Genomic DNA, 11,916 nt, shown 5'->3' on the forward strand with positions numbered 1-11,916 from the left:
ATGCGGTCATGGCGCCAAGGTCAATGCGGCTTGGGCGGCAGCGGGTCGTCGGTGACCTCGAAGCGCAGGGTGCCGATCATCTGGCCGGCCTCGGTCACCACGCGCACCTGCCAGCTGCCCACCGGGTTGGCGGGGAAGTTCTGCTTGTGGGTCCAGGCGCGGTAGCCCTTTTCGCGACCGCCGTGGATGTCCAGGGCGATGCGGTCCACTTCCTTGCCCTCGAAACGCCACAGGTGATAGATGCGCTCGTTCAGCCCGCGCGGAGCATTGATCGCGGTGTAGGCGTAGAGACCGTCGCTGCGCAGGTCCGCGGCGGTGACGGTGTGCACGCCCTTGCCGGGGGTGCGCTGGTGGTCGTCGAGCTCCGGGGTCACCGCCACTTCGGTCAGCCACAGGGTCGCCGGCGGCACCATCACCCGGGTCAGCCAGCCGGTGGCGCCCAGTGCCAGGGTCAGCCCGACCAGGGCCAGGCCCCGCCACCAGCGCTGCACGCGGATGGTGCTGTAGAGGCTGAGGAAGGACAGCAGCACGGCGATGCCCAGGGACCACTCGAAGCTCTGCGCGGTGGTCAGGTGGAGAATGATCGGCAGCGCCGTGAGCAGCACGGCGAACAGGGTCAGGGTGTGGTAGGCGAGGAACAGCCAGCGGTGCGGCGCCAGGAAGCGGTTGTACAGCGGGTCGGTGATGGAGATCACCGCGGCCACCGCCAGCATTCCGGTGAACAGGGCCTGGCCGCTGTTCCAACTGGTGGTGATGAGGAAGAAGGGCAGCACGAAGAACAGGCTTTCCTGGTGGATCAGCTGGGTCAGGAAGCGTGTCAGCGGGGGCGGCAGCTCGATCTTGAACAGGCGCTCGATGCTGCTGCGGAACAGGTTCTCCAGCAGCAGCCAGACCCAGCTCACCAGCATGATGATGGCGATCACCTTGGCCAGGCGCGCCCCCCGGTCCACCAGCAGGAAGCTGCCGACACCCGAGCAGAAGCCGTAGAGCGCGATGAGCCGGGGATGGCGCTGGATCAGCGCGATCAGGGCGAGCAGGCGGTTTTTCCAGATCGACATGGGCACGTCGGACGAGGTGGCGGGGGCCGCAGGATACTGCCCGTCCGCCGGCCTGAGAAGGCGCGCGACGGCCTGGCCGACGGCCTGCGGCTCAGGCGGGCGCGGGGCGCGGGGCCTTGCGGCGACGATGCCACAGCAGGGCAACGGGCAAGGCCAGGCCGAGCAGCGCCGAAAGCAGCCAGCCCAGCTGGTCGTAGCCCAGCAGCGGCTGTTCGATGCGGATGTAGCCCGGCTGGCGGAACAGTTCCCGGGCGATCGCGTCGACCTGCTGTGGCGTCACCGCGCGCAGGGCGGCTGCTTGGTCACCGAAGTGGCCGTCCTGGTAGTCGCCCAGGGCGCCCCAGTAGTAGTCGGCGAGCGCGGTGTTGCCTTGCACCGCCCAGGCCTCGCGGCTGATGGCGAGACCGCGCAGGCGCTCGAAGGTGGCCGGGTCCAGCCCCTGGTCGTGCAGGCGGGCGGTGACCCGGCGCAGCACCGCGAGGGCTGGTTCCACGTCGTCGCGCTCCAGGTCGGCGTTGAGGCTCAGGAAGACCTCGGCGCCGAAGGCACGACGCTCGGTCCAGGGCCCGTAGGACAGGCCGCCCTGGATGCGCAGCTGCTGGTAGAGCTCCCAGTCCAGGTAATCCTTGAGCAGTTCCCAGGCGGCGTAGTCGGCCCCCGCCACCTCCGGTTCCGGGAAGATCCAGTGCAGCGTGGCGCTCTCGCCCACCAGGCCACGGCGCAGGGTGCGACGTTCGGCGGCGTTGCCGTTGCTGGTGGGCAGTTCCGGGTGCTCGCGCACGTCCACCGGCGCCAGGGCGCCGAAGCGCCGCTCGATGAAGGCCGGCAGCAGGCGATCGAGGTCGCCGACGACGATCAGGCTCATGTTGTTCGGCGCGTACCAGTCGCGGCGCAGGGCCTCCAGGGCCTCGCGCTGCAGGTGCGCCACCTGGGGCCGTTCGGCGCAGGCCAGGCCCAGTTCGACGGCGAGCTGCTCGTGGGCCTCGCGGCCGAGGTCCTGCTGGTCCAGCAGGCGCTCCAGGTGCGAGTAGTGGCCGCCCCCCTCGCGCTGCACCACCTGTTTGGCGGTGGCGATGCGGGCGTCGTCCAGGGGCGTGTCGCCGAGCACCTGCAGCAGCAGGTCGAGCACCTTGCGCTGGTTCTGCGCCGGCGCCTCGATGACGAAGGCGGTGTCGCTGGTGCTGGTGAAGGCGTTCCATTCGCCGCCCAGGGCCTGCATGCGCGCCTCCAGGCCCGCTTCGCCGTCACCGTCCAGGCCGCTGAAGAACAGGTGCTCCAGCAGGTGCGGCAGCTCCTTGTCACGGCAGGCGAAGTCGTCGAAGCCGACACCCACCACCAGGCGGATGGCGACATGGCCGCGCTCGGAGGTGGGCTTGAGGATCACCTGCAGGCCGTTCTGCAGTTCGTAGCCCTCGACCCGGTTGCGATCGGCGGCGTGCACCGTGGCACCGAGCAGGAGCAGCAGGCAGAACAGGTAGCGCATGGCGTGGGTCTGGTGGCGGGGAAGCGCCGAGCATAGCGGATCGCCCCCGCCCCTGCGCAATCACCCCAGGCCGCGGCGGCTGCTCCAGAACTGCAGGGCCAGCTGGCGCAGGTCGGCGGCCAGGCCGGCCACCTCGCCGGCGCTGCGCTGGCTGCACAGGCCGCTGTTGGCGTTGTCGTCGGCGGCGCGGCGGATGGTCGCCAGGCTGCGCTGGATCTCCTCGCTGGCGGCGCTCTGCTGCTCCACCGCGCTGGCGATCTGCAGGCTCATGCCGTTGATGGCGCCGACCTGCTGGTTGATCCGCTCCAGGGACTCGGCCGCGCGCTGGGCCTGGGCCAGGCTGCTCTCGGCCTGGGCGCAGCTGCGCTGCATGGCCGCGACGGCCTGCTCGGCGCCGCTCTGCAGGCTGTTGATCATCTGGTTGATCTGCGCGGTGGACTGCTGGGTGCGCCCGGCCAGGGCGCGAACCTCGTCGGCCACCACGGCGAAGCCGCGCCCGGCATCCCCGGCCCGCGCGGCTTCGATGGCGGCGTTCAGGGCCAGCAGGTTGGTCTGCTCGGCGACGCCCTGGATCACGTCCAGCACCTGGCCGATCGCGCTGCTGTGGTCCTGCAGCTCGCGCACCACGCGGGTGGCGTTGCGCACGTCCTCGTCCAGCTCGGCGATGCGGGCGCGGGTGGCGCTCACCTCGTGCTGGCCGATGCGCGCGGCGTCGTCGGTCTGGTCGGCGGCGCAGGCGCTCTGCTGGGCGCTGCGCGCCACTTCCTGGACGCTGCCGGCCATCTGCCCGACGGCGGTGGCCACCTGGTCGGTCTCCTGCTGCTGGCGGTGGCTGCCGGCACTGCCGTGGGCGACGGCGGTGGCCAGCTCCTCGGCGTGCTCGGCGAGCTGGCGCGAGGATTCGGCGATGCGCCCGACCAGCGCGCCGGTCTCCATCTCCAGCATCTGCAGGCAGAAGCCGAGCTGGCCGAATTCGTCGCTGCGCTGGCCGTAGACCGCCTGGCTCAGCGGGTTGTCGGCGATGCCCCGGGCGCGGCCCAGGAGTTCGCGTAGCGGGCGCAGCTGGCGGTGCAGGGCCAGCCCCGCGCAGCCCAGCGCCAGGCCCCAGGCCGGCACGGCGGCGAGCAGGCCATAGGGCGCCAGGGCCTGGTACAGGGCGATGCCCAGCGCCATGCCCAGGGCCGGGCCGGCGAGCAGGCGCAGGTGCAGCGGCAGGCGCGTGTGGGCGGGCATGCGGCCGGCCTCGAGCTGGGCGTAGACCCGTTCGGCACGCTGCACCTGCTCGGCGCTCGGGCGGGTGCGCACCGACTGGTACTCCAGCACCTGGCCGTCACGCACCACCGGGGTGACGAAGGCGCTGACCCAGTAGTGGTCGCCGTTCTTGCAGCGGTTCTTCACCAGGCCCATCCAGCTGCGCCCGGCCTTGAGCGTCCGCCACAGATGGGCGAAGGCGGCGGCCGGCATGTCCGGGTGGCGCACCAGGTTGTGGCTCTGGCCGATCAGCTCGGGTCGGCTGAAGCCGCTGATGTCGACGAAGTCCTGGTTGACGTGGGTGATCACGCCCTTGAGGTCGGTGGTGGAGAGGATGTTGGCGTCGTCGGCGAAGACGACGGCGCGTCCGCTGACCGGCAGGTTGCGTTTCATGGGGTGGCTCTCGTGATGGCTTCGGGCAGCAGGCACCAGTGCCCGTCGAAGCATTCCTCGCCGTTGAACAGGCGCTCCAGTGCCTCGGGTGGACGGGGGCGGCTGAACCAGAAGCCCTGGGCGTAGTGGCAGTCCTCGGCGGCGAGGAAGTCCAGGTGTTCGGGGCGCTCGACGCCTTCGGCGATCACCTCCAGCCCCAGGCTGCCGCCCAGGCCGATGATGGCGCGGGAAATGGCGCGCAGCTCGGGGTCCTCGGGGGCGCCGTCGATGAAGCTGCGGTCGACCTTGAGGATGTGCAGCGGGAAGCGCTTGAGGTAGCCGAGGGAGGAGTAGCCGGTGCCGAAGTCGTCCAGCGCCAGGCGCACGCCCTGGCAGGCCAGTTCGCGCAGGCAGGCGAGGGTGTCGGCGCCGTCCTGCATCAGCAGGCTTTCGGTGATCTCCAGCACCAGGCTGGAAGGGGGCAGGCCCGATTCCTCGAGTATCGACTCGAGCCGCGCGGCGAAGCCCGGCTGGTGCAGCTGGCGGCTGGAGAGGTTGACCGAGCAGCGCAGGCCGCGCTGGCCGTCCAGTTGCCAGGCGCGGGTCTGGCGGCAGGCTTCGCGCAGCACCCAGTCGCCGACGGCGATGATCTCGCCGGACTCCTCCAGCGCCGGGATGAACTGCGCCGGCTGCACCAGGCGGTCGCCCTGGCGCCAGCGCAGCAGGGCCTCCACGCCCACCAGCAGCGGCTGGCCCTGGTCGGTGCGGCAGATGGGCTGGTAGTGCAGTTCGAACTCGTCGCGCGCCAGGGCCTGGGCCAGGGCGCTCTCCAGGTCCAGGCGGTTCTTCGCGGCGGCCTGCAGCTCGCTGCTGTAGCGGGCGATCTGCGCCTTGCCGGCCTCCTTGGCGCGGTACAGGGCGAGGTCGGCGGCCTGCAGCGCGTCGATGGTCTGGCCCTCGGCCTGGAGCCCGGTGATGCCGATGCTGGCGCTGACCACCAGGGTGCGCTCGTCCAGGTGCAGCGGCTGGTGGAGGCTGTCGAGCATGCGCTGGGCGACGACCTCGGCGTCGCCCAGGCAGGCCAGGTCGTCGAGCAGCACGACGAACTCGTCGCCGCCGAAGCGCGCCAGGTGGTCGCCCGGGCGCAGGCAGCGCTCCAGGCGATGGGCCACCTCCACCAGCACGCGATCACCGACGGCGTGGCCGAGGCTGTCGTTGATCAGCTTGAAACGGTCGAGGTCGATGAACAGCAGCGCCGCCTGGCGGGCGCCAGGGCGCAACTGGCGTTGCAGGGCCTGCTGCAGGATCTCGTCCAGGCGCAGGCGGTTGGCCAGGCCGGTAAGCGGGTCGTGGCGCGCCGCGTGGCTGAGCTGGTGCTCGGTGGCCTTGCGCTGGCTGATGTCGGTCTGCGAGCCGGCCATGCGCTGGCCCTCGGCGACGCCGCGCACCAGGACCCAGAGGTAGCTGCCGTCCTGCTGGCGCATGCGGTACTCGTGGCTGAGCCAGGGGCTGTCGCCGCGCAGGTGGGTGTCGATGGCCTGGCGCAGGGCCGGCAGGTCGTCGGGGTGGACGCGGGCGAACCAGCCGGCGCTGCTCTCGCCGAAGGCATCGCGCGAGCGGCCGAGCATGCTCGCCCAGCGCTCGGAGATGTACAGCCGGTCGTGCTCCAGGTCCCAGTCCCAGAGGCCGTCGTTGGCGCCGCGCAGGGCCCGGGCGAAGCGCGCCTCGCTGTCCTCCAGGGCCTGGTGCTGGGCGGCACTGTAGGTGTCGATGGCCAGGGCGATGTCGAAGAACACCACTTTCACGAGGCTGCCCAGGGTGCGGGTGGTTTCGCTGTCGCCGAGCAGGCCGGTGAGCATCTGGTCGAGGTACAGGCGGTAGGCGCCCAGGTACCACTTCAGCTCGACGCCCACGCGCTGGTGCACCAGGCCGACCTTGAGCCGGTGCATGACGTAGTCGCGGTCATAGGGGCCCTTCCACAGGCGCTGGTAGTAGTCCAGCTGGCTGGCCTTCAGGCGCGCCAGGGTCGCCGGGTCGCGGAGGATGCTGGCGGTCGGCTCGAAGCGGTCGAGGTGCGCGTAGAGGCGCTCGACGAACACCTCGTGCAGGGCCTCGACCGCCTCCGCCTGGCGGTTCAGGCGCGCGGCGTCGAGCGCCTGCCAGTCCAGGTAGCGGCAGCGCTGGTCGATTTCGCGGCGGCCGAGGCCGATCCTGCCGAGCATCCCCTTGAGCTGTGTTTCGAACCCCATCCCTCGTCCCTCATGCAAACCTGCGGGCAATAAAAAAGGCGCCACGCGTGGCAGCTCCAAGTGGAACTGCCACGCGTGGCGCCTTGTCTTGCAGGCCCTTGCGTCCTGCCCGGCAAAGCCGGTTTCCGCCCTTGGCGGAACCTTGCAGCGCGAGGTTGTACACCAGTCAGGCCGGGCGCGACAACTCTTCCAGTGCCTGCTCCAGGCGTCTGCGCAAACGCCCGAGTTCCCTGGACTTGAAGGCGTGACGGGTGCGGTCGAGCACGGTCACCGCCTCATCGAGGAGCAGGCGCAAACGGGCGGTTTCGCTGAGGGGCGCGTCCTTGAGCCATCGGCACAGGGGCGCACGCTGGCACTGGCCGGTCTCGGTGATCACTTCGCAGACGACACCCATGGCGGGCAGCATCTCGCGCAGCAGGCAGGCGAGCGCAGGATCGGTGATGGCGGCGATCGGCGGATCGGAGCTGTCCATGGTCGGGGCTACGGCTGATGGCAATTGGCTATGCACTCTAGCCATCACCCGGTCGGCGGGCATTGATCGGCGTCAGTCTGTCGCGAATCGCCACAGAGCCTGGCGGCGTCGGCCACTGCCGCCTGTAGGAATCTGCCGTTACATTGACGGCCATAACAAGAACCACGGGCGGCCTTGCCATGAACTACGACGCGAACCAGCAGCTGATCCTCGCTCTGGTGCTGGCGGTGATGATCTTCGGTGTTTCCCTGGAGCTGCGCATCGGCCAGTTCCTCGCCGTGCTGCGCCAGCCGCAGCCGGTGCTGGCCGGCATGCTCGGGCAGTGCCTGATCCTGCCCTGGGCGACCCTCGCGGTGACCCTGCTGGTGGACCTGCACCCCGGCCTCGAGCTGGGCCTGCTGCTGGTGGCCTGCTGCCCCGGCGGCAACCTCTCCAACGTGATGACCCACCTGGCGCGCGGCAACACCGCGCTGTCGATGAGCATGACCGCGCTGTCCAGCCTGCTGGCGCTGGTGCTGCTGCCGCTCAACTTCGCCCTCACCAGCGGCCTCAACCCGGAGGCCTCCGCCTACCTCGCTGGGCGGCTCAGTGCGCTGCAGATGGATCGCGGCAGCATTCTCGTCAGCGTCGTCGTGCTGCTCGGCCTGCCGCTGCTGGCCGGGATGCTGGTGGGCAACCTGTGGCCGCGCCTGGCGACCCGGGTGATGCCCTGGTTCAAGCGTTTCTCGCTGCTGGCCTTCGTGGTCTTCGTCGGCGGCGCGGTGGCCGGCAACTGGCGCCTGTTCGTCGACAACCTGGGCCTGGTGTTCTTCATCGTGGTGCTGCACAACGCCAGCGCCATCGTCCTCGGCTGGGCCATGGCCAGGCTCGCCCGCCAGCGCGGGGCCAACCTGCGGGCCATGGTCATCGAGATCAGCATGCACAACTCCGGTCTCGCCCTGGGGCTGATCTTCGCCCAGTTCGGCGGGGAGCCGAACATGGCGCTGGTCGCGGCCTTCTGGGGCACCTGGCACCTGGTGAGCGGCCTGCTGCTGGTGGCGTTCTGGCGCAACCGACCGCTGCCGGTCGGCGAGGAGGCCCTGCCATGCGCGTCCTGATCACCGGCGCCGCCGGCTACATCGGCCACCAGTTGCTGGAAGCGCTGGCCGCCCGTCATCCCGAGTGGAGCCTGGTGGCTGCGGACATCCGCCCGCTGCCGGCCAGCGCCCGGGCGGCGAACGTCGAGGAGGTGCAACTGGATATCGCCCGGGCCGAGGCGGTCGAGGCCTGCATCGCCCACTGGCAGCCCCGGGCCATCGTCCACCTCGCTTCGGTGGTGACCCCGCCGCCGGGCATGAGCGAGGCGACCCTGCACGCCATCGACGTCGAAGGCACCCGCGCGGTGGTCGCCGCCGCCGCCGCCCATGGCGTCGGGCAACTGGTGGTGACCAGCTCCGGCGCCGCCTACGGCTACTACCCGGAGAACGCCGAGTGGATCGACGAAGCCGACCCGCTGCGCGGCCATGACGCCTTCGCCTACGCCCGCCACAAGCGCGAGGTGGAGGCGCTGCTGGCCGAGGCCCGCGAGCGCCACCCGCAGCTGCGCCAGCTGGTGCTGCGCCCGGGCACCATCCTTGGGCGGCGGGTGGACAACCAGATCACCGCGCTCTTCGACAAACCCTCGGTGATGGGCGTGCGCGGCCACGACAGCCGCTTCGTGTTCATCTGGGATCAGGACGTGGTGGCGATCATCCTCCAGGGCCTGGAGCGCGGTGCCGAAGGCATCTACAACCTGGCCGGCGACGGCGCACTGAGCATGGCCGAGATCGCCGCCATCCTCGGCAAGCCCTACCGGCCGCTGCCGGCGACGCTGATCCTCGCCAGCCTGGCGCTGCTCAAGCCCCTCGGCCTGACCCGCTACGGACCCGAGCAGCTGGACTTCCTGCGCTACCGGCCGGTACTCGCCAACCGCCGCCTTAAGGAGGAGTTCGGCTACCAGCCGCGGTACTCCAGCCGCGAGGCGTTCCTGGCGTTTCTCGATGCGCGGGGCAGGGTGCCGCGTGCCTGAGCCGGGCGATGCGCACGGCGCCCCCTAGGTCGCGGCCGGGCGCCTCGCCAGTTGCTGGCGATATTCACCGGGGGTCTTGCCGGTCCACTGGCGGAAGGCGCGGAAGAACACGCTGGGCTCGGAGTAGCCCAGCAGCACGGCGATCTCGGCGATGGGCAGGTTGCCTTCCTGCAGGTGGCGTTCGGCCAGCTGCAGGCGGGTGTCGCCGAGCAGTTGCTGGTAGCTGCTGCCCTCTTCGGCGAGGCGCCGTTGCAGGGTCCGTTCGCTGAGGCCGAGGCTGGCGGCGAGGGCGCTGCGGTCGGGTTCGCCGTGGGCCAGCTGGGCGCTCAGCAGCGCCACCACGCGGGCGCGCAGGCCTTCGCTGGGCAGGCGCGCGAGCAGGGCTTCGGCGTGCTGGCGCAGTAATGCCTGGAGTGGTGGGTTGGCCTGGCGCAGGGCGGCGCCCCGCAGCTTCAGCGGCAGCACCAGGGCGTAGTCGGTGGCGTCGAACTCCAGCGCGCAGGCGAAGCAGTCCTCGTAGGCGGCCAGGCTTTCGGGCCGCGAATGGATGAAGCAGGCACGCAGCAGGCGGAAGTCATCCAGCAGCGGTTGCATCAGGCGCATCCAGAAGGCCATCAGCGCCAGCACCCGCGTGCGGGTGGCGGGCACGTGCGGGTGCAACGGACGGTACAGGGTCCAGAGCTGGTCGCCTCGGATCTCCACCGCCAGGGTGCCGCCCTCGCCCACCAGGCGCTGGTAGCGCAATTCGGCTTCCAGGGCGTCGCCCAGGGTCGGGCTGCTCTGCAGCAGGTAGCCGAGCACGCTGAACTGGCCGGGCGCGAGCGCCTGGCCCAGCACCAGGCCGGGCTCGGGGTGGGCAAGGCGTGATTCGATGGCGCTCCACAGCGCTTCCTGGGCCGGGAAGGGGATGCGCGCGTCAGGGTCACCCAACTGGGCATCGTCCAGGCCGCTGGCGGCCAGCAGCTCGGCACGCGGCAGGCCGAGGCTTTCGGCGGCGTGGAGGATGGCCTGGGTGAGGCTGGCGCTGACCGAGGCCTGGTCGGGTGATGCGGCGGTTGGGCTCATGGGATGGATTCTGCCCAAGCCGCCGTGACTCAGGAAGGGCCGTGTTCAGCGATGGGAGCCGACATCCGGCTGATAGTCCACATCGTCCTCGACCAGCGGCTCGACGCCCCCGTCTTCCAATGCCACCGCCGGTGCGTCGGGGTTGTCCAGCACCGCGTAGGAGATGGCGCAGAACAGCGAGTTGAGGCGCTTCATGTCGCTGATCAGGCCCAGGTGCAGGGCGCTGGTCTCGATGCTCTGCACCACCTGCTGGTGCAGGCGCTCCACGTGGGCATGGGACAGGCGCCGCTCGAGGATGCGGAAGCGCTGCTTGGCGCGGCGCAGGCGCTTGGCGTTCTCCAGGTCGCCGTTGAGGAACACCGAGAGGCTCAGGCGCAGGTTGTTGACCAACTGGTTGTGCAGCTCGGCGATGTCCGCCAGGCCCGCCTCGGAGAAGGAGCGCTGCTGCGAGGTCTTCTTGTGCTGCACGTCGCCGACCATGCGCTCGATCAGGTCGCCGGCCTGCTCCAGGTTGATGGTCAGCTCGATGATCTCGGCCCAGCGCCGGCTGTCGCGTTCGCTCAGGTCCTCGCGGGGCATGCGCGCCAGGTACAGCTTGATGGCGGTGTAGAGGGCGTCGATGTCGTCGTCGAGGCGGTGGATCTCCTTGCCCAGCAACGGATCGCCACCACGCATCAGCTTCAGCAGGTTGTTCAGCATCTGCTCGACGATGTCGCCCAGGCGCAGGGTCTCGCGCACGGCGTTGGCCAGGGCCAGGCTCGGCGTGTCCAGGGCGCTCTTGTCCAGGTGGCGTGGCTTGGCCACGTCGCTGGGCTGCTCGCGGTCCGGCAGCAGCCAGTCGCAGAAGCGCGCCATGTAGGGCGTCAGCGGCAGCAGCAGGAGGCAGCGCACGCTGTTGTAGAGGACGTGGAAGGCGATCACCAGCTCGGCGGTGGAGAAGGCCCAGGTGTCCAGCCACTCCGCCGCCGGCCCCACCACCGGCAGCACCAGGGCGCAGCCGACCAGCTTGAACAGCAGGCTGCCGAGCGCGACCCGGCGGCCGGCGGCGTTCTGCGAGGTGGCGCTGATCATGGCGAGGATGCCGCTGCCGACGTTGGCGCCGATCACCAGGCACAGCGCGACCTTGAGCGGGATCACCTTGGCCGCAGCCAGGGTCGCGCTGAGCAGCACGGCCGCCAGGCTGGAATAGGTGACCATGGCGAACAGCGCGCCGGTCAGGGCGTCCAGCATCACATCGCCCGTGAGCGAGGAGAACAGCACCTTCACGCCCTTGGCGGTGGTGATCGGTTCGGCGGCGGCGACGATCAGCTGCAGCGCGAGGATGATCAGCCCCAGGCCGATGGCCACGCGGCCGAGCTGGCCGAGGCGGGTCTGCTTGCGCGAGAGGAAGAAGATCACCCCGAAGAAGATCAGCAGCGGCGACAGCCATGACAGGTCGAAGGTCAGCACGCGCGCCATCAGCGCGGTCCCGACGTCGGCGCCGAGCATGATCGCCAATCCCGAGGACAGGCCCATCAAGCCCTGGGCGACGAAGGAGGTGACCAGCAGCGCGGTGGCGTTGCTGCTCTGCACCAGGGCGGTGACGCCGATGCCGGCGGCGAAGGCCAGGGGCGCGCGCTTCATGCTGTGGCTGAGCCAGCGGCGCAGGTCGCTGCCGTAGACCCGGAGGATGCCGGTGCGCACGATGTTGGTGCCCCAGACGAGCAGGGCGACGGCGGAGAGCAGGTTGAGCAATGTCAGCATCGGTTCCCTCCTGACGGTAACGACGTGAGCCGCTCCTGGAGGTGGAGCGACGGTTGGGGGGGGCGGGTTTGTAACATATCCGTCATGTTCTGACTTGCCGGCCAGCGTCCCGTTCGCCCCTGTCGATCACCTTTTCTACCCGTCAGTTAAGTCGCTAAAGGCCCTCCGCGCTCCGT

At 70.3% G+C, this 11,916-nt stretch carries 9 protein-coding genes and 1 pseudogene; 2 read left to right on the forward strand and 8 right to left on the reverse strand.

Going from position 1 to position 11,916, the window contains the following annotated elements:
• Window positions 1-20: 20 nt before the first annotated feature.
• The 6 genes and pseudogenes from DMX10_RS00980 to DMX10_RS01000 form a co-directional block, all read right to left on the reverse strand.
• Window positions 21-1,058: a DUF5924 family protein gene (locus tag DMX10_RS00980; RefSeq protein WP_111259341.1), complete on the reverse strand. Its 1,038-nt coding sequence runs from the start codon at window positions 1,056-1,058 to the stop codon at window positions 21-23.
• Window positions 1,059-1,149: 91 nt separating this feature from the next.
• Complete coding sequence (locus tag DMX10_RS00985) at window positions 1,150-2,541, reverse strand: pitrilysin family protein (RefSeq protein ID WP_111259342.1); 1,392 nt, start codon at window positions 2,539-2,541, stop codon at window positions 1,150-1,152.
• A gap of 60 nt (window positions 2,542-2,601) precedes the next feature.
• Window positions 2,602-3,486, reverse strand: coding sequence for a methyl-accepting chemotaxis protein (locus DMX10_RS33500; RefSeq protein WP_371877124.1), 885 nt, complete (start codon window positions 3,484-3,486; stop codon window positions 2,602-2,604).
• A 24-nt stretch (window positions 3,487-3,510) separates the two neighbouring features.
• Window positions 3,511-4,239, reverse strand: a pseudogene (locus DMX10_RS33505) (PAS domain-containing protein); the annotation flags it as partial.
• A complete protein-coding gene (locus tag DMX10_RS00995) occupies window positions 4,182-6,413 on the reverse strand; it encodes a bifunctional diguanylate cyclase/phosphodiesterase (RefSeq protein ID WP_111259344.1) in 2,232 nt (743 codons plus the stop codon). The gene DMX10_RS00995 and the pseudogene DMX10_RS33505, both read right to left, overlap by 58 nt.
• A 166-nt stretch (window positions 6,414-6,579) precedes the next feature.
• A complete protein-coding gene (locus DMX10_RS01000) occupies window positions 6,580-6,885 on the reverse strand; it encodes a hypothetical protein (RefSeq protein ID WP_052351353.1) in 306 nt (101 codons plus the stop codon).
• A gap of 179 nt (window positions 6,886-7,064) precedes the next feature.
• On the opposite strand from DMX10_RS01000, the gene DMX10_RS01005 reads away from it, so the two are divergent.
• Window positions 7,065-7,982 carry a bile acid:sodium symporter family protein gene (locus tag DMX10_RS01005; RefSeq protein WP_111259345.1) on the forward strand — a complete coding sequence of 306 codons (918 nt, stop codon included), beginning with the start codon at window positions 7,065-7,067 and terminating at the stop codon, window positions 7,980-7,982.
• Window positions 7,970-8,932, forward strand: coding sequence for an NAD-dependent epimerase/dehydratase family protein (locus tag DMX10_RS01010; protein ID WP_111259346.1), 963 nt, complete (start codon window positions 7,970-7,972; stop codon window positions 8,930-8,932). Before DMX10_RS01005 ends, DMX10_RS01010 begins: the two co-directional genes overlap by 13 nt.
• 24 nt (window positions 8,933-8,956) lie before the next feature.
• Here DMX10_RS01010 and DMX10_RS01015 read toward each other — a convergent pair whose 3' ends face one another.
• A complete protein-coding gene (locus DMX10_RS01015) occupies window positions 8,957-9,997 on the reverse strand; it encodes an AraC family transcriptional regulator (protein ID WP_111259347.1) in 1,041 nt (346 codons plus the stop codon).
• A gap of 45 nt (window positions 9,998-10,042) precedes the next feature.
• On the reverse strand, window positions 10,043-11,740 hold the full coding sequence (locus DMX10_RS01020; protein WP_111259348.1) for a Na/Pi cotransporter family protein: 1,698 nt from the start codon (window positions 11,738-11,740) through the stop codon (window positions 10,043-10,045).
• Window positions 11,741-11,916 lie beyond the last annotated feature (176 nt).

The organism is Pseudomonas sp. 57B-090624 (assembly GCF_003234055.1).
In the GTDB taxonomy this organism is placed as follows: domain Bacteria; phylum Pseudomonadota; class Gammaproteobacteria; order Pseudomonadales; family Pseudomonadaceae; genus Metapseudomonas; species Metapseudomonas tohonis.